Raw genomic sequence first — 18,343 nt, 5'->3', positions numbered from 1 at the left:
CATACATATTGCACTTTTTTTGGCGGATTGTCATTAGTGATTGGTCAATAGTCAATGGTCATTAGTTTTTATTAACATCTAGTGACAAGTTATTTTTAAAGGCTGAAAACTCTACTAATAAAGCTTTCAGACTTCATACTTCACACTTCATAATTGTTTAGTTAATCGTTGGTAAACTGTTGCCAAAGCATGAACATCACCAACATTGCCGGGAAATAGTACAACTGGTAAATTGGGAAATTGAGGATGGTTAGCAGGTGTAATTATCATTGAACAACCAGCTAAAATTTGCCCTAATAATCGCGCTGTTGTTAAAGCCAAGCCTGTACTCAAGACATCGTTTGATGTAATCCCACCTTTGCTAATTAAAAAGCCAATATCAGCGGGTAAACCCTGTACAATATCCATCAATAAACTGGAAACTTGAATGCCAAAATCAAGCCGTGTTTTAACATCATTAAAAGTGAGTTCTTGACGGCTAGTATAAATAACTGGCGTTTTACCAGCATTATGTACAGTCTGAATATTTGCTAATGTTTCGGTGAGAAGTATCGTAGCGGAATTCTCTTCCTGATTTAGCAGTCGCTGGACATCAACTTCAATTCCCACTGTCCCTTCTGTTTCCAAGAGTGCGGTTAATTGCTGTGTTGTCTTTTTGACATGGGAACCGACAATAACTGCGCCAGGTTTGCCTTGCCGTACATATTTTGCCATGTTTTCGGCTGGAATGGTTTGGGGTGGTAATGCAGCTAAAGCAGTTAAAATACTGGCGGCGCTACGAAATAAAAAGCGTTTACCTTGGCTGGCTGCGGCTAATAAATCTTTGGCGAAAATATCGAGGTCGGTTTGAGTTTCACCATCAACTACGGCACACTGATTACCAGTTAGTTGGAGTAATCTGTCTAAACTACCAGCACGAATATCATTCAGTAAAAATCTGGTGACAGACTCAGCACTAATGCGACCTTGAGTTTTTTCTTCGACGTATTTGGGTAAGTAACTGTGATGATAACCAAATACGGAATCACGAGCAAACTCAGTTTCGTGTACTGGGGTTGGTACACCATCAATAATTAAGTAATGGATGCTGTCGCGGGTGATACGTCCGCCCTCAAAAAACGCCGGGACGAGAAAATGAGCATCAAAAGAACCGAGTTCATCGGCGATCGCATCTGTTTCAATAGGATAATGCCCACGTAAGGTAGAATCAGAACGACTCACAACCAAAAAATCGCTGATTTCTTCAGCCGTGATTGCTTGCTTTAAATTTTGACACACTTCTTTTGTGACTGCTGCGGCTGACTCTGGAGGTAAGGCGCGGGTATTAGTCAGAATAAAAAAAATTGGTGAATCATCGCGCAACCCGATGCGTAAAGTCTCCACATCCCACCGCATTAGCAGCAAACAACTGTGGACTGTTTGCGAACCAGTAGGGTCATCATCTAAAACAATTATTTTTGGTTTATTACTCATGAGAGTCAGCAGCGCAACTGTTGTGTGGGATAATTAGGGCTTTTGCAATTTTTTAATTTCGGTTTGCACATCAAGGGCAATCTGCAAAGATTGATTGAGTAGTTGAGCATATTCGCCAGCTTGCGTACTGACTTGTAATGCTTGCAGATTTGCCAAATTATTCACAAATAATTCTTGATTATTTGCCAGCAATTTTTTATTATCCCGCAAAACTCGTTCTGTTTTTAAAGCGCGTACTAAATCTTCCCGAATTAGTTGTAAAGCAGAGATTACTTGTTCTCTATCGTTGATGGAATTATCTGAGGTTGCTAATTGGTCGTGAATATCTATAGCGTTGATCACAGAGTGATATTGATCAACTTCATCTAAAAGTATAGTTAGGGCTTTGGGACAAGTAAAACTTCGCCAGAGCGATCGCCCAAAAATCACAGCCAGGGGTACTAAAATTAATAAAATGATGCCTAATTTAATGGAAGAACCAATAGTTGGCAAAATAATAAACGCATAAATAAAACCAACAATAATTGGTGTGAGTGCTAACGCCACTAGTAATTCATTCACCAAAAAGCCGAGTCGCTTTTCTTTGTCCTTCATTACCGAAGGACGGAAAACATCTTCTGGGTCAAACCCAGTCAAACGTCTCAGTTCTCCCTTGCTAATTTCTAAGCCTAGTAAATCCGGCTGCACTGCTGCATACTCCTGTAGAAAATGCGATCGCGTAATTTATTTTAATCGGGTTTGAGTAATGATCGCATTCACCCTTGAGAAAAATAGCGATCGCATTTTTCGAGTCAGACAATTGCCCATATAAGTTGCTGCATATAGAAATTTTTGCCTATCTCAATCTACCGTCTGTTTTCAGATTGTTCAGTATTTTGATAAGTTTGAGAACGATTTTGTTCTACCTGCTGAATTTCCCGTTCTAAAAAGTAATTCAGCAATGTTCTTAGCAGCACAATTGCCCCTAAATTGAGAATATCTTGACGTGTGGGTGCAACAGCAGTCCGTAAAATGTCACTAGCCACGGTAAATTCTAATCCCAACGCTAACACCCGTCCCAACTGCAAGCGCACGACTTCCGTAGTATCAATATGTTGTTTGGAACGAGAAAAAGTTTGACGCAGATAAACTAACATCCCTCGAATTACCGCCAGTCCAATTACTAATGCTGCGGCGATTTCGGCTGTTGCGGCTAGATAACCGACAATTAATTTTAACCATGATTCTAATGGCGCTTGTGCTGCCTCGGTTTGGTGAGTCTCGCCGACATTGAGGCTTAAAAGTAAAACTAAACCAAAAATTAGTGCTAAAGGTAGTAAGATTTCTACCAATGATTCTTGTAAAGATTTTTGTCGCATAAAAATTAAATTAGTTTTTATGTTTCTAGTTTTGGCAAAAACAGCACCAAGCGATCGCACCATCCGCAAGCGTTTACTATTAAGTAAGAACACTCAAGGCTAGTCAGTGAACTTTTTTATTGGTTGTGCCGTTTGGTCTTATAAAGGTTGGATGGGTGAATTTTATCCCCCAGGTACTCGCGCTACCGATTTTTTGCGCCTTTACAGTCGTCGCTTGACTACGGTTGAAGGCAATACTACCTTTTATGCTGTACCTAACCAAGAAACTATCAGCCGTTGGGTAGCCCAAACACCCCCAGGTTTTGAATTTTGCCTCAAATTACCGCGAGACATTACCCATACAGGTTTACTCCAGCCGAATATACCCGCAGCGTTGAAATTTTTGGCAGGAATGCAGCCTTTAGGAAAACGCTTGGGGCCGATGTTTGTCCAGTTACCACCAAGTTATTCGCCTACATTAATTGATGATTTAACTAATTTTTTGGTAGCTTGGCCGCGGGAAACTGCACCGCTGGCTTTAGAAGTGAGACATTTTGATTGGTTCAAAGAACCTTATAGTAGTCAATTAACAGCGTTGTTAGAAAATCTTGGTGTAGGACGGGTACTCTTAGATTCACGGCCGATTTACAATGGCGAAGATGATCCGCAGTTACACTCAGAACGACGCAAACCTAAATTACCTGTACAATTCAGTGTTACAGCGCCCTTTAGCCTGATTCGCTTTATTTCTCATCCCACATTGTCGGAGAATCAGCCGTTTATGGCAGAATGGGTAACTCAGATTCAACAGTGGTTACAAGCCGGGACAAAAATCTACTTCTTTGTCCATTGTCCTCTAGAAGAGCGATCGCCATACACTGCCCGTCATTTTCAAAAGCTGTTAGAACAAAGAGGTGTTGAAGTTCCGCCTTTACCTTGGAATCAACTAGAACAGCCACCCAGTCAGCTAAGTTTGTGGTAAGCCTTTGAGGAATATTTTGATAATTTTTTGATTTTCACAAAATATCTAACTCATACTCACTTCAAAAAGAGTCATAATAGTTATTGCAAGACATTTTTAATAAAGCTAAAGCAATTCTCTTTTTTAGCAAGAGGATTATATACCTCTGAGTAAATCTGCCAAGAGGATATTAACAATGCTTAAAAATAGCTAATAGAAATGGCTTGATTTTTAATGCGGATTGTGATTGGGGCGATCGTTGTGTAAGCAGTTTAATCAAAGGAGGTTCAGATGAGTCGTCTTCTTTATGAAAACTCAGTTTCATATCAAGGATATCTCATCATTCCGTTTGTTTACGGCAAAGCTGATGCTTACGAAATCTACTCCTATAAGCTGTTGTCAGAAATTGGCAATAAAAGTAGATTTCACAAAACAGAAAATCCAGCGGGTATCTACGGTAATAGCATTAATAATATTATTGATATTGCCCAAGAACATCTGGATAAAAATTTAGAATTTATCAGTCATCAAGATTGTTTTAAGTCTCGCTATATTTTCCGCGATAATTTAATTATTATCTTTCAAGAAGAAGGCAAATACTTCTACGATCATTATCCACCAGAAATCTTGAATAATATTGCCGCCCCAAAATTATTCAATTCTGAATATGAATGCTTGAGTTGGATTCAAGCTGGACTGAATGGTCAATATGTCCGACAGCAAGCAAGCTAAATAAAGGTCATAGTTCAATACAGTTCAGATAAGAAAACTAAATCACGACAAAACCAAAAAATAATTACTCAATCAAAAACGAAAGAATTATTTTGCCGGGGGTTTGGGGGACGCAACCGTCACCCAATCGGTGGCTTGGGGGAGAATCCACCAAATCTTACTTCTTGTCTGATAGGTAAGCATAAATTGAGAAATCAACTCTCATCACCTTAACTGAACCGTATTGGGTCATAGTTGACTTAACCTCATGATGGCTTGGTTGGTAAAGGTGTTACTTTTATCAACCAAGCCATCCTATTAAAAGAAGTTATTGCATTATTGCTCACACACAAATGTTAACCTACGCGCAAGGCATGAGCCATAATTGTGAGAGATGGATTAACAGGTAATAATTAAATGCTTAAGATTCAAGCGCTTTACGTAATTTTCGTTCCAATTGTGCTATTAAAAATTTGCCGTCTATTTTTTCTAACTCGGCAATAGAAACATCACCATGATCACAGGCTGCTTGTAACCATTGCTCATACTTTTTATCATGTTCTTCTAAGAGTTCTAAGGCTTCGACAAGTATTTCTTCAATAGTGTGATATCTACCACTACTGAGTTTCTCTTGAATAAAGATTTCGTGCTTTTGGTTGAATTTAGATTTCATTATTAATAGCTCAAATATCAATAACCTAATGGATCAAAGTTGTTGTAAATAATACTCAAATCGCTGCCGTAGTTGTTCCACTGCTAAATTCTGAGTCCAGTATTCCACAAGAGCGTGACCAAATGCCCAAGCGTTGCGATCAGGTGTAGCAGAATTCTCTAACAATAATGGCCAGAGAGCCATTAAATCAAAGTTAATTTTATTGGCATCGTCTGTTTTTAATAATGAGAAAAGTTCATAAGCGATTTGGAGTTTACCAATGACAATCGGTAATTGTTCTACAGGAATTTGCTCTGCTAGTAAATATGCCAAGGTGGGCGAACCAGTGGACATAGTAGAAATAAATTGCAGCACAGGACTTTTTATCAGTGAAGTTAGCCCTTGGGTGGTCGCCATCTGGAAGGTATAGTGATCAATAATTTTAGCGGCGGCGACGGTGCGAGAGTCTAAGTCACGCAAAAACCGAGCGAGTCGCAATTGCTTGGCTGGTGCGATCGCCTCTATCAATCCTAACGATAAAGTATCTATATTCCAAGCTGTGCGGTTGGTTGTGCGATCGCTAGTAACTACCGGTACAACAAAGTTAGAAAATTCTCCTAGTTTTTCAGCCCGATATTGAGTAGCTTCGCGGATAGAAATTTCCTTGGGCTTTTCTCCCCATTCCCAATTGTATGGCGGTAGCCATTCGCGGATAGGACGCAACTTATCTACTTGGGTGACAACGGCGATCGCAGGTAAATCATCAATTTCCCTTTTCATATCTGCTAAAAAGTCCACATCCATTTGCAAAGCCGGATCAAGGGCGGGTGTCACCAGCAATAACAAATCTGCGTTGGTTGCATAGTCTAATACTAATTGGCGGAGTTCTGCCCGCTTCACTTGTTCATAACCAGGAGTATCCCAAAGAGTCAGACTTTCGCCGCTGGGAGTTTCCCAATGATAATTTTGAATTTCGTCGGTACTGGGTAACACATCCACCGCTGCCAGATCAGCTTGAAATAACGTGTTAATTAAACTGCTTTTGCCTGCACCTGTCCGCCCCACTAGTAAAATACTGATGGGTTTTTGCTCAACTTCCTCGACTGGTTCAGCTTGGGTGAGGATTTCCCGCAGAGTTTGGGTTTTGGTTTGTGGGATGGTTGGTGTGGAAATAGCTGCTGTTGTATTTACTAGGGTCATACCTCCGTAAAGTGCGATCGCTTGTCTGCATAAGTTTCTTAAAGCTGCTTCGCGCAACAGTTGACCTAAATTGATCAACAACTGCTGATTAGCGCGGTTAGTGTAACCCTTCGTCGCCCGGTTCGCCACCGCAGCCACTGGATTTAACAACCATTGCGCCCAGTTCCATGCTCGCAAAAGTTTACGAGCCGATGGTTCTAGCTTGCGGTAGACTTCATACGCTTGATAAGCTTGCCCGACTGTCGCTTGATTTAAGGCAGGTGATAACCTCTGCATCCACTGGTCTAAATCGTCTACTGTACCGCGGATAAGTCCGTAAGCTTGGGGGACGTAGATATTTAGGAGAGGATACTGCACTTGGGGATGGTAGATATTCGCCACAGCAACTACGACATCTTGACAGCGCTGCCAAAAAGTTTGCCAATCTTCCCAAATTGGGCGATCGTTAATTGATGCTTCTAAGATTTTTTGTAGTGCGGCTTCTGCTTGCTGGGTCGCATCACTTCCCGCCGTTGAAGTAGTTGTATCTATTGCCGTTTCTAGCTCTTCTTGAAATTCTGCTAACGCCGCTTCTACTTGCACAATCGCTGGTTGTGTCCATTTCACCAACAACCATCGCCAGCCAACAAACGCCACGGTAAACACAGCCCAAATCCAGTTAATTCCCCAGACATTGATTTGTATGCCTGCGGCAATCAGTAAAAAAATGATAATAGCTGCGATCGGTGTTGCTAAAATAATCAACTGCCACGGTTTTAAGCGCACCATTCCCCCCTACCTACCTTGATAGACTTCTTATATATTGTTAATCTAATATTCCTGTAATGAATACTAACTACTGGTGTAATATCCATGCTCTTTTAGAAAGAAATTTTATCCTAGCTGTTCAATAATATTTATATAAAAAGTGCTGTCTTCACCATAAAAGCAACATAAATTTTATGAGATTCATACTTAAAAAAACTAAAAATTTAAATGATATTTTACAGCGTTCTGACATGAGGAATGAAGAATTTCTTTATAAGCTGCAATTGTCTGGTGAATTAGCACTCAAAATAGTGAATTGTGTCCGAATAGAATTGGGTAAAGCTTTTCGTCTTCCTCCAGAAAAATTATATCCAGATGATAATTTTCGAGAGATAATCTCACTTCCCTGCTGGGAATGGGACATGATAGAGCTTGTATTCGCTCTTGAAGAAATTCTCAAAATAGGTATTGATGAAGAACAAGTACCTGACTGGACTTGTAAAAGTATAACTCTAGGTCAATGGATTGTAGAGTTTTTATGCCGCAACTTTCCAGAACATAATAACCTTAAAAATCGGGAAATATGACAAACTCGATACCCAACTTAAATCCACCTATTAGACCTCAAAAGTTGCCTTTTTTAGAGTCCATTTGTTGGCAGACAGTAGATGTTTATCAGTTTACTCCTGAGCAAATGCTGAGTCGCTATGAACGAGGTTGGCACTATCGTCAACTGTTTAATAATTTGGCAGGCGAAGAACTCAATTTTATTAAAGAACTTGCCAAATATTACGATTATTGGTTACAAACTGATTTGTAAGCTTGAGATTGAATCAGCATAATTAAGTTTAGTAAACAGATTTTGGGAATTGCCTATTTTATTGCTGTATTATCTCTGGTTTGTCAGCCAGTTGTGTAAGGATAAAAGTTATGGCACGAAGTGGGCGATCGCTATTCATCATCTCAATTACAATTATTAGTATCATCACACTGCTAACTTTTACCTGTCTTCCCGGTATCTCTACAACACCACCAGTAAATCAAACCCCTTCAGTAATTGCTCAAAATGTAAATCTTGGCAGTTATTTCAACGAACTAGGCACGTAGTTTCAAAGCTTTAGGATTACTCTAAAATTGCCTACTTTAAATAAAGTACAAAATTAGCTGTGGTTAATTTTATGTTTTCACTCCTAACTGTTGGGTTCTTTTTCGTAGTAGCCTTGATTGTTGTCGAAACGATACAAAAATTACATCCTGCTAATCCAATAATCAATCCCTTTTGGGAAGCAATTTGTCTAGGAACTACTAGTATATTTTGGAGTTTTCTGCAAAACTGGCTTTTTCGTGAAGCAAAAATTAATTTAGGCTGGTTGATTTTCTTTGCTATTTTTGGTTCTGTACTGGCGATGACATTATCTCTCATATTTTGGTATTTTCAAGATTCAACTGGTAAAAGTAAATATACTTTGCGTAATGCTCATATATTGATAGGAGTGTATCGGTTTGTACTCTACAGTATTAGCATTATCTTTGGAGTATTTTTATTCCAAATTATAAGCTCAAATTAAAGCCTGATAAATATCAACGAACTATCATTTTTTATCGGCATTTATCTATTTATTTTTTTAAAATAATTTTGTCTAATCCTTACTCGAACTTGTTTTTAGCCAAAAACAAGGATAAATAATTAAATTATGTTTAATATTTTTTTGTAAAAAAAGCAGCATTTTGCCATTTAATTTCATAGTAATTATTGGCAAGGACGGTAAATTTACGGCTTAAGACCTGAGAGCTAAGGTTTTAACAGTTAATGCTGTCAAAAATATGAAATTTTAAATTTATTTGAGGAGAAAATACTTATGCCCATTAATGATACTAGTAAAGCATTACTTTCTCATAACGGGCTGAATTCTCAATTGTTCTCCTCCGCCGATACCTTTCATACTGAAAATGAATCTAATTCGTACCTTAGTCACAGTAGTTATTCCCAAACTAACAATGCAAAAACAACTACAGCAACTACCAAAAGCTATAATTCTACTACTGGATATGGGTTAGTAAATGGGGCGGCGGCTGTAGCTAAAGCTGCGGGTAAAAGTACCTTTGCAGATGTTCCCAATTCGGGAGGTAATAATTGGGGCGCTGACCTTGTAAACGCTCCCGAAGCTTGGAATAAGGGATATACAGGTAAGGGTGTTGTTGTTGCGGTGATTGATACTGGGGTTGATTACAACCACGAGGATCTAAAAAATAATATCTGGACTAATACGAAAGAAGTTGCTGGTAATGGCATAGATGATGATGGCAATGGTTATGTTGATGATGTTCGCGGCTGGAATTTTGTCAATAACAACAACAACACCCTAGACCAAAACGGCCACGGTACTCATGTTTCTGGTACTATTGCGGGACAGAAAAATGACTATGGTGTAACTGGCATTGCTTATGATGCCAAAATTATGCCTGTGAAAGTTTTAAATGAATCTGGTTCTGGTTCTTACAGTGCGATCGCTAATGGCATTTATTATGCAGCGAATAATGGCGCTAATGTGATTAACCTCAGCTTGGGGGGTAATTTTTCTAACCGTACTCTGCAAAATGCAGTTGAGTATGCCAATAGTAAAGGCGTAGTGGTGGTGATGGCGGCTGGTAATGATGGCGGTTCTCAACCAAATTATCCGGCTCGTTACGCCAACAATACAGGAATTGCTGTGGGCGCAGTGGATAGAAACAATAACTTGGCTAATTTTTCTAATCGTTCTGGAACAAATCAACTTGCTTATGTGACAGCCCCAGGAGTTGATGTCTATTCCACAGTGCCAAATAATCAGTATGCTTCTTACAGCGGTACATCTATGGCAAGTCCTCACGTAGCTGGGGTAGTTGCGTTGATGTTGAGTGCTAACCGTAGCTTAACTCCTGCACAGGTTAGGCAAATCATTACAGATACAGCCGGAAATAATACCCAAGCTGCAACTGCTAGTTCTCAGACTGTCTCAATTAGCACTAGATCAACACTACAGTCAGCGATCGCAAATTATCAACTATCAAATTCCTCTTTCAAGGTTGACAATAGCTCTTCGTCAGATATCAACGCTTCTGCTAAACTTACCAACCACACTGCTGCAACTGGTTCTGCAACTCAGTTCCAGTTCCACTACTACAACAATAGTATCAGTATGAAGAGTTACAACAGTACTGATGAAGATCGCCCAACTGATAGTCCGACCAATGGTAATAATGGTAATCTGGGCAAATTTTTAGAACAGATAGATCAACTTCAAAAACAACTAAACGAATATCGCAGATTTTTGGGCTTATCTAATAGCTAAAATTAGAAAATATGACTTGAGTTAAAAAGTAAATGAGAAGAACTGTCTCACTTACTTTTTTGTTATTTCTATAATATTAAAAAAATCTTGCGGGAAAGTTAAAAGTAATTTTTATGACTTATTATTTTTGCCAAGCCTGAAACAAAAAACAATATCTAAAAGCAATCTTATAAATTGGCAAAGATATTGAGAAAGGCTATACCAATTATCTATATTTGTGCATGAATAGCGCTCAATTTAATGTTGAATACCATGTTACGGCCGTGATTACTCATTTAATCAAACTAGGTCGAGAGGAAGAATATGAGGAATGGATGCGCGGTATTATTCCCGTAGCAAGGACTTTTCCAGGCCACTTGGGAGTGAATGTTCTCAGACCCCAAAAAGGGGTGCATTCAGAATACATTATCGTTCTTCATTTTGATCATCACCAGAATCTACAAGCATGGTTAGAGTCAGATTTGCGTCTGGAGTTGATTGAACGAGCCAAACCCTTGATTGAATCAAAGGAAGATGTACAAATCCTCACAGGTTTAGAAACTTGGTTTGAATTGCCAAGACGCTCTCAAAAATCTCCACCAAAGCGTTACAAAATGGTGTTACTGACTTGGCTAGGAGTGTTTGTGACAATCTCAATTGTCAGTCGTTTACTCAGTCCTTTATTGACACCTTTACCTATGTTGCTGGCACAAGTAATTACTATCGGTGTTGTTGTTTGCATATTAACTTATCTGTTAATGCCTCAGTTAACACGATTGTTTTACAAGTGGTTGTACCCAACTGGTTGAATAAGGATATTGGCAATTTAAAGTGTGAGCAAATTTTAGTAGGCGATCGCTACCATCATCAACAAGCGCCAAGGATAAAAAGATATGATTAAGTGTGCATTGTGAATTGTTGATATGCTTACTCTGTCTCCCAGCCTGCAAGCTAGACTCTCCCAACCTTTAAAAATCGGCTCTTTGGAAGTTAAAAGCCGGGTACTGCAATCGCCTTTATCTGGGGTGACAGATTTGGTGTTTCGCCGTTTGGTGCGTCGCTATGCACCAGATTCGATGATGTATACCGAAATGGTCAACGCCACGGGACTGCACTATGTGAAGCAGTTACCGAAAATCATGGAAGTTGACCCCAACGAACGCCCAATTAGTATTCAGTTATTTGACTGTCGCCCTGATTTTTTAGCTGAAGCAGCTATCAAAGCTGTGGCTGAAGGGGCTGATACTGTTGATATTAATATGGGATGTCCGGTAAATAAAATTACCAAAAATGGTGGTGGTTCTTCGCTGTTGCGTCAGCCGGAAGTTGCAGAAGCAATTGTGCGCGAAGTTGTCAAAGCTGTTAGTGTACCAGTCACAGTCAAAACGCGTATTGGCTGGAATGACAAGGAAATTACCATTCTCGACTTTGCCAAACGGATGGAAGATGCAGGGGCGCAAATGATTACAGTGCATGGACGCACCCGCGCTCAAGGTTACAATGGTAACGCCCGCTGGGAATGGATAGCCCGTGTGAAAGAGGTGCTGTCGATACCTGTAATTGGCAATGGCGACATATTTTCTGTGGAAGCTGCTGTGAGATGCTTAGAAGAAACTGGCGCTGATGGTGTGATGTGTTCGCGCGGAACTTTGGGTTATCCCTTTTTGGTAGGCGAAGTTGACCACTTCTTGAAAACAGGGGAACTTTTACCGCCACCAACCCCAATTCAGCGTTTAGAATGCGCCAGAGATCATTTACAAGCTTTATGGGAGTATAAAGGCGATCGCGGTGTTCGTCAAGCCCGCAAACACATGACTTGGTACGCTAAAGGATTCGTCGGTGCAGCCGAATTGCGCGGACAGTTAAGCTTAATTGAAACAGTCCAACAAGGTTTAGATTTAATTGACCGCGCCACTGAAAAATTAGCCTCTGGTTATGAACTGGTAGAAGAAACAACTAATTTTCAAATGGCATAAGGGAGAGAGCATAAATAATTTTTAATTGCAAACATGAATTGGGAAATATTTCTCAATATTTAAAATTTCGTTACAGAATTGAGTTGTTTGACAATTCATAGTAATCAGTGAATCACCATCATAGATAATTCAAATTACTCGGTTGGTTGCAACTTCGACTTCATATATCTTTACGTCAAGCATAGAGCGTAGCGGACAAATGAGGTAAACACGTTGCCGTCTTGTAGCTGATTTATAAGGAAACAGAGAAATTTCGCAAATTTTCACTTTAAAAAGTGCCTATTACATTGTTTGAAGTTATGTAGCCTTTTACTTACTGTGGATGAGCCACTGCGGTAAACTATGCCTTGATTATGATTCTTTCGCAGAGAAGAGAACTCGAAAGGAGCCTTTTTTCAATGTCTCATACCGTAAAAATCTACGATACCTGTATTGGCTGCACTCAATGCGTTCGCGCCTGCCCTACTGATGTGCTAGAGATGGTGCCTTGGGACGGCTGTAAAGCTGCTCAAATTGCCTCCTCACCCCGCACAGAAGACTGTGTAGGCTGCAAGCGTTGTGAGACTGCCTGCCCCACCGACTTTTTGAGCATCCGGGTTTACTTGGGCGCTGAAACAACTCGTAGCATGGGTCTAGCTTATTAGAGGAATTGAGAAATTTGCCCCAAATTTCTCATCAGACTCACAATTAACTGTCTCCATAGCAAGCTTTTTTAGCATCGTAGGGTGGGTACTGCCCACCTTACTAGGTGACTTTTAAGCGTACAACTTCAAAAACCATAAAAATACCTTAGTGGCAGAAGGAGCATCTTGCTCCTTTTTTTTGAGGAAATAGTCAATAAATTCTCTATTTGCCACCCGAAAAACTTGTGACAAAACCCCAGCTTTGTGCTAAACACTATACTGGATCTAATAATCCTAAAACCAGAATGGTGTGAGCAATGTGTGGAATCGTTGGGTATATAGGCACTCAAACAGCAACAGAAATTTTACTGTCTGGTCTAGAAAAACTAGAGTATAGAGGCTACGATTCCGCAGGAATAGCCACAATTTGGGAAGGTGAAGTTAATTGCATCAAGGCAAAAGGTAAACTACATAACCTGCGTTCTAAACTCGAACAGCTAGAAAACCCGTCATCCATTGGTATTGGTCACACTCGCTGGGCAACTCATGGTAAACCAGAAGAACATAACGCCCATCCGCATCTGGATATGGCGGGGCGAGTAGCAGTTATTCAAAATGGCATTGTTGAAAACTACCGTGAATTAAGAGAAGAATTAAAACAAAAAGGATATGAGTTCCGCTCGGAAACTGATACTGAAGTAATTCCCCATTTAATAGCCGAATATTTAAAGAATCCCCCATCTCCCCTTCTTCCTACGTCCCCATCTCTCTTCCTGGAAGCCGTTCGCCAAGCAGTTAACCACCTGAATGGGGCATTTGCACTGGCAATAATTTCGGCTGACTATCCCGATGAATTAATTGCTGTGCGTCAACAAGCACCTTTAGTGATTGGATTTGGCCAGGGTGAATTTTTCTGTGCTTCGGATACGCCGGCGATCGTTGCTTACACCCGCGCCGTATTACCTTTAGACAATGGGGAAATTGCCCGCCTCACACCATTGGGCGTAGAAATCTATAACTTTTCTGGCGATAGGTTGAAAAAACAACCGCGAATGCTCAATTTGAGTCCCACAATGGTAGAAAAACAGGGATTCAAACACTTCATGCTCAAAGAGATTTATGAGCAACCAGGAGTAGTAAGAGCTAATTTAGAAGCTTATTTTTCCAATTTAGGAGATGCTTCTCCTTCACCTGTTAACCTCGGCTTATCTGAGTCACTTTACGCAGATTTAGAACAAATTCACATCGTCGCCTGTGGTACAAGTTGGCACGCCGCCTTAGTTGGTAAATACTTATTAGAACAATTAGCAGAAATTCCGACTCAGGTACACTATGCTTCTGAATATCGCTATGCACCATCACCACTAACACCAAATACATTAATTATCGGTGTTACTCAATCGGGTGAGACGGCTGATACATTGGCAGCCTTAGCAATGGAAAAAGAACGCCGCCAAGGTCAAGAGGCGAAATATCAAGCGCGACTTTTAGGCATTACCAACCGTCCAGAAAGCAGCCTTGGTCACATGGTGCCGCATATCATCAGTACATTAGCCGGAATTGAAATTGGTGTTGCAGCCACCAAAACTTTTATCGCGCAATTAATGGCATTTTATGCTTTAGCCTTAGATTTAGCTGCTCGTCGTCAAACAGTTTCTCAAGTAACTATAGAGAAAATTATTAACGGACTGCGACAAATTCCTCAAGAAATTGAAGAAACTTTAGCCAGTCAAGAACGTTTAACAGAACACCTAGCCCACGAATTTGCTGATACTCAAGATTTCATCTTTTTAGGTAGAGGAATTAACTTCCCCATTGCTTTAGAAGGGGCTTTGAAATTAAAAGAAATTAGCTATATCCACGCCGAAGGTTATCCCGCTGGGGAAATGAAACATGGCCCCATTGCTTTATTAGATGCGAAAGTTCCGGTAGTGGCGATCGCAGTTCCTGGTAGTGTGTATGAAAAAGTTATTTCTAACGCCCAAGAAGCTAAAGCCAGAGATTCGCGGTTAATTGGTGTAACACCAGTCAACGATGGCGAAGCAGCAGAAATCTTTAACGATTTACTTCCTGTATCCTCAGTGGATGAATTATTATCACCCATCCTGACAGTTGTACCTTTACAACTATTGGCTTATCACATCGCCGCCCGTCGCGGTTTGGATGTCGATCAACCAAGAAATTTGGCCAAGTCTGTAACGGTGGAATAGTCTATTTATAGAGGTAGTAGCGTCTCGGCGCTACTACAAGCCAATGTATTCATGCTTTTTTGAGGTAGTCCTCAAAAAAACCTTTGTTGTAGTCATTGTACAAATGAGCTAGTCTAGCTAGTCGGGCTATATATGGCAAGAAGAGGAAGTAAATGGCTAGCGGCATCTCTACAGTAGATCTGTTTTGTGGTGCTGGAGGACTAACTCATGGGTTTGAGCAAGCAGGTCTTCCAGTCAAAGCTGGATATGATATTGATCGAGCTTGTAAATTTCCATATGAGTACAATAACAAAGCAAAATTTATACTGCAAGATGTAGAATATCTTAGCGGTTCTGATCTGGCAAAGCATTTTTCTGACAGCAGTATTAGGGTTTTAGCAGGATGTGCCCCTTGTCAACCATTTTCAAGTTATTCAAGACGTTATAACGATAGAGAATCAAAGTGGAAGCTCTTGCAGGATTTTGCTCGTCTGGTACAAGAATGTGAACCAGAGATTATTTCAATGGAAAATGTGCTTCAGTTAAAACACCATCCAGTATTTCATGAATTTATCCAGAAATTAGAACATTTAAACTATTTTTTGGAATCTTATGAAATTAACTGTCTAGATTATGGAATCCCTCAATCTCGAAAGCGATTAGTTTTACTGGCTTCAAAATTTGGCAAAGTTAACTTAATTCCACCAACACATAATGCAGAAAGATACGAAACAGTAAGAAAAGCTATTGAACATCTTGAACCACTTGCTGCGGGTCAAAAATCTAAGATAGATCGGCTCCATCTATGCAGTAAGCTATCTAATCTGAATCTTCGTCGTATTCGTGCTTCAAAACCTGGAGGAACTTGGCGGGATTGGCCTAGAGAATTAATTGCAGAATGCCATACAAAAAAGAGTGGTAAAACTTATCCTGGGGTATATGGTCGGATGGAATGGGATCGACCTAGCCCAACCATCACTACACAATGTTTTGGATTTGGTAACGGTCGTTTTGGACATCCTGAACAAGATAGGGCTATATCTCTTAGAGAAGCAGCATTACTACAAAGTTTTCCAGCAAATTACGAGTTTGTAGCCCCTAATGAGGCTTTAAGCTTAAGTCATATAGGACGATTGATTGGAAATGCTGTTCCTGTTAAACTAGGCAAAGTTATCGCTCAAAGTATACTCAATCATCTTGAAGTTGTCCATTAAGGATTTACCATAATAGATAAATCCAAATAGTCTTTATTAACTAAATACTTTTCAATATTTTGTAGAATTTGTCTCAAATATCTAATCACTTTACTCTTAATCTTTAAAAGCTCATCAGCAGTTTTGTCTCGTCCTACCTCTGCAAAAGACTTAAAGCCATGTGCCAAAAGATTTCTGTTTGTTTTAATAGTTACTAAATCACTCCCATGTCCTGTTTTAGCATAGTCAGTTGCATGTGAAAATCCATACTCATCCGCCGTAATTCTGATTCGTTTTCCATCAATATTGCCTGAAAATAGATTTTCTTTATCAAATCCAGCAGTAATAATATCAATAGAGATAGCTGTGATGCTCGAAAATATTTTGTCAGGATTTCGTTTTTTAAGGTTTTGAAGGACTATTTTCTTAAGTTCAGGTCTAATTTGATCGTAGGAAACCCCTTTACTGCTAAGTTCACCAAATATTGTTTCGATAGCATTTCGCATTGTTGCTTCTACTAGGTTATAGAGCAATAAAAACCCACTTGCTTTCAAAGTTTTTATTAATTCAGAATCAATTTCTCTAATTTTTGGGTTTCCTTGTTTACCTTGCATACTTAATTTAGTAGTGCCATCTTCTAAGGTCTTCAAAAAAATAAAATATTTGCTTACTTCTTTAGAGCGTTCATTAAAATCCTGAAATAATGTACTTGTCATATTTTACCGAGAAGTTGATCGCGCACATACTCGATACGCCGAATTACTTTAGGTCTGGAGTTACTTGCATCTGATGTGGTGTAATCCTTAAATTCTGGTGATTCAAGCCAATTCATTGATTTAGGTTTAAGATTGCTTTTTTCTCTTAAAGCAAGTGCAACACCTACGGAAATTGCCTCAAATCTAATTCTTGGTGTTCTTACATGTCCTTCTTTTTTGCTAAATCCATTTGGCAAATATTGTTCAACAAAATTTAACATTGCGTGAAATTCATTTCGCATAGTTTCTCTGTCTATTCCAGTATGGTTATGTTTCTCTAGATATTCATTGAGAAAAAGATTAACGCGTCTTTCAAATTTATTATAGTTATCTAGGTACGCGAAGAAACGTAACACAAATTCCTCTGGTTCACGTTTATTAACAAGTGCTTCTGAGAATGGACATAGCTTGCGAAATTGAGGATCTTTAGCAAGTTCTTCAAGAAGATTAACAAATGGGCCTGGAGATATACCTCTACGCTTCTCCATGTCATTTAGTTCGACACTACCTGTATTGATGCGTTCAAACAGATCCCTTCTTGTTTCTTCATCAGCTTTATCCGTTAGTACAATCATCCGAATAGTTGCCCGATTGAAGCGTCTTCTTCGTGCCAGTGGTAAATCTTTAAATTTAAAGTCGTTAAGTTTTTGTAGTTTGTCTAGCTCACAAAGCTTTAACTCATTATTTATAAATCTGTCTAGTGTACGAATACGTTGAGTACCATCAACAATTTCTAACCGAGCTTCATCATCACTATCATCATCATCTTTTGGTCGTAAATCAGCAACAAAAATATATGGAATTGGTAGTCCTAGCATAATAGATTCAATAAACTTTGACTGCCGAGATTCTTCCCAAATCATCTCCCGTTGATAGTCTGGTATATACAACTCATTAACGTCCTCATCCAGCCCATCTCTATATTTTTGGACAAGCACTTCCACTGGATACTCTTTTGTGTCGTAGTCAACTATTTTTTGTTTTTCCCGAATTTCTACTTCTGCTGCTTCTCTTTGATCATCTGTAATTTCTGGTTCTGGTGGTGGTATATTTGAGGCTTTTGCCATCTTGCTCTCCAATTTGGATAGAGTAGATTTATCAGAGTAGGAAAGGCTTGAAAATTAATTCTATCACCTGGCATATTCACTCACCTACTCGCAAGAACACTGGAGCGATCGCTAGTTATTGACAAACTCAGCTAATATTTATTAGCAC

The 18,343-nt window shown here is 39.5% G+C and carries 19 protein-coding genes; 12 read left to right on the top strand and 7 right to left on the bottom strand.

What is annotated here, in order from left to right:
- Window positions 1–147: 147 nt before the first annotated feature.
- The 3 genes from NOS7107_RS01460 to NOS7107_RS01450 form a co-directional block, all read right to left on the bottom strand.
- The gene (locus NOS7107_RS01460) at window positions 148–1,473 is read right to left on the bottom strand and encodes a four-carbon acid sugar kinase family protein (RefSeq protein ID WP_015111213.1); all 1,326 of its coding nucleotides are present in this window, start codon (window positions 1,471–1,473) and stop codon (window positions 148–150) included.
- 33 nt (window positions 1,474–1,506) lie between these two features.
- Window positions 1,507–2,160 carry a hypothetical protein gene (locus NOS7107_RS01455; RefSeq protein WP_015111212.1) on the bottom strand — a complete coding sequence of 218 codons (654 nt, stop codon included), beginning with the start codon at window positions 2,158–2,160 and terminating at the stop codon, window positions 1,507–1,509.
- A gap of 158 nt (window positions 2,161–2,318) precedes the next feature.
- Window positions 2,319–2,924: a DUF1622 domain-containing protein gene (locus NOS7107_RS01450; protein ID WP_253274496.1), complete on the bottom strand. Its 606-nt coding sequence runs from the start codon at window positions 2,922–2,924 to the stop codon at window positions 2,319–2,321.
- Between the two features lie 13 nt (window positions 2,925–2,937).
- Here NOS7107_RS01450 and NOS7107_RS01445 point away from each other — a divergent pair, with 13 nt between their 5' ends.
- Both NOS7107_RS01445 and NOS7107_RS01440 read left to right on the top strand, forming a co-directional pair.
- Window positions 2,938–3,792, top strand: coding sequence for a DUF72 domain-containing protein (locus tag NOS7107_RS01445; RefSeq protein WP_015111210.1), 855 nt, complete (start codon window positions 2,938–2,940; stop codon window positions 3,790–3,792).
- 270 nt (window positions 3,793–4,062) lie between these two features.
- Window positions 4,063–4,503, top strand: a complete 441-nt coding sequence (locus tag NOS7107_RS01440; RefSeq protein ID WP_015111209.1) for a hypothetical protein — start codon at window positions 4,063–4,065, stop codon at window positions 4,501–4,503.
- Between the two features lie 400 nt (window positions 4,504–4,903).
- Here NOS7107_RS01440 and NOS7107_RS01435 read toward each other — a convergent pair whose 3' ends face one another.
- Together NOS7107_RS01435 and NOS7107_RS01430 are read right to left on the bottom strand one after the other, a co-directional pair.
- The gene (locus NOS7107_RS01435) at window positions 4,904–5,155 is read right to left on the bottom strand and encodes a type II toxin-antitoxin system ParD family antitoxin (protein WP_015111208.1); all 252 of its coding nucleotides are present in this window, start codon (window positions 5,153–5,155) and stop codon (window positions 4,904–4,906) included.
- A 33-nt stretch (window positions 5,156–5,188) separates the two neighbouring features.
- A complete protein-coding gene (locus tag NOS7107_RS01430; protein WP_015111207.1) occupies window positions 5,189–7,102 on the bottom strand; it encodes a GTPase family protein in 1,914 nt (637 codons plus the stop codon).
- A 173-nt stretch (window positions 7,103–7,275) separates the two neighbouring features.
- Between NOS7107_RS01430 and NOS7107_RS01425 the strand changes: the two genes are divergently transcribed.
- From NOS7107_RS01425 to NOS7107_RS01385, 10 genes are all read left to right on the top strand, one after another.
- Window positions 7,276–7,668 carry a hypothetical protein gene (locus NOS7107_RS01425; protein ID WP_015111206.1) on the top strand — a complete coding sequence of 131 codons (393 nt, stop codon included), beginning with the start codon at window positions 7,276–7,278 and terminating at the stop codon, window positions 7,666–7,668.
- Window positions 7,665–7,901 (top strand): hypothetical protein, encoded by a 237-nt coding sequence (locus tag NOS7107_RS01420; RefSeq protein ID WP_015111205.1) that lies wholly within the window; start codon window positions 7,665–7,667, stop codon window positions 7,899–7,901. Before NOS7107_RS01425 ends, NOS7107_RS01420 begins: the two co-directional genes overlap by 4 nt.
- A gap of 110 nt (window positions 7,902–8,011) precedes the next feature.
- A complete protein-coding gene (locus NOS7107_RS28380) occupies window positions 8,012–8,188 on the top strand; it encodes a hypothetical protein (RefSeq protein ID WP_015111204.1) in 177 nt (58 codons plus the stop codon).
- Between the two features lie 71 nt (window positions 8,189–8,259).
- Window positions 8,260–8,649 carry a hypothetical protein gene (locus NOS7107_RS01415; RefSeq protein WP_015111203.1) on the top strand — a complete coding sequence of 130 codons (390 nt, stop codon included), beginning with the start codon at window positions 8,260–8,262 and terminating at the stop codon, window positions 8,647–8,649.
- A 291-nt stretch (window positions 8,650–8,940) separates the two neighbouring features.
- A complete protein-coding gene (locus NOS7107_RS01410) occupies window positions 8,941–10,413 on the top strand; it encodes a S8 family peptidase (RefSeq protein ID WP_015111202.1) in 1,473 nt (490 codons plus the stop codon).
- A 221-nt stretch (window positions 10,414–10,634) separates the two neighbouring features.
- Window positions 10,635–11,201, top strand: a complete 567-nt coding sequence (locus tag NOS7107_RS01405) for an antibiotic biosynthesis monooxygenase (RefSeq protein WP_015111201.1) — start codon at window positions 10,635–10,637, stop codon at window positions 11,199–11,201.
- A 114-nt stretch (window positions 11,202–11,315) separates the two neighbouring features.
- Entirely contained in the window at window positions 11,316–12,368 is a 1,053-nt protein-coding gene (gene dusB, locus NOS7107_RS01400) for a tRNA dihydrouridine synthase DusB (protein ID WP_015111200.1), read from the top strand.
- A gap of 398 nt (window positions 12,369–12,766) precedes the next feature.
- Window positions 12,767–13,012, top strand: a complete 246-nt coding sequence (gene psaC / locus NOS7107_RS01395) for a photosystem I iron-sulfur center protein PsaC (protein ID WP_012411495.1) — start codon at window positions 12,767–12,769, stop codon at window positions 13,010–13,012.
- Window positions 13,013–13,308: 296 nt separating this feature from the next.
- Window positions 13,309–15,201 (top strand): glutamine--fructose-6-phosphate transaminase (isomerizing), encoded by a 1,893-nt coding sequence (gene glmS, locus NOS7107_RS01390; protein ID WP_015111199.1) that lies wholly within the window; start codon window positions 13,309–13,311, stop codon window positions 15,199–15,201.
- Between the two features lie 152 nt (window positions 15,202–15,353).
- A complete protein-coding gene (locus NOS7107_RS01385; RefSeq protein ID WP_015111198.1) occupies window positions 15,354–16,394 on the top strand; it encodes a DNA cytosine methyltransferase in 1,041 nt (346 codons plus the stop codon).
- Here the strand turns inward: NOS7107_RS01385 and NOS7107_RS01380 are convergent.
- Both NOS7107_RS01380 and NOS7107_RS01375 read right to left on the bottom strand, forming a co-directional pair.
- Entirely contained in the window at window positions 16,391–17,089 is a 699-nt protein-coding gene (locus NOS7107_RS01380; RefSeq protein ID WP_015111197.1) for an MAE_28990/MAE_18760 family HEPN-like nuclease, read from the bottom strand. The genes NOS7107_RS01385 and NOS7107_RS01380 overlap by 4 nt on opposite strands.
- A complete protein-coding gene (locus NOS7107_RS01375) occupies window positions 17,086–18,195 on the bottom strand; it encodes a DUF262 domain-containing protein (RefSeq protein WP_015111196.1) in 1,110 nt (369 codons plus the stop codon). Before NOS7107_RS01375 ends, NOS7107_RS01380 begins: the two co-directional genes overlap by 4 nt.
- Window positions 18,196–18,343 lie beyond the last annotated feature (148 nt).

This window comes from Nostoc sp. PCC 7107, assembly GCF_000316625.1.
Taxonomy (GTDB): domain Bacteria; phylum Cyanobacteriota; class Cyanobacteriia; order Cyanobacteriales; family Nostocaceae; genus Nostoc_B.
Note: the sequence above shows the minus strand (reverse complement) of the source record. Positions and strands in the feature narration are given on the sequence as shown.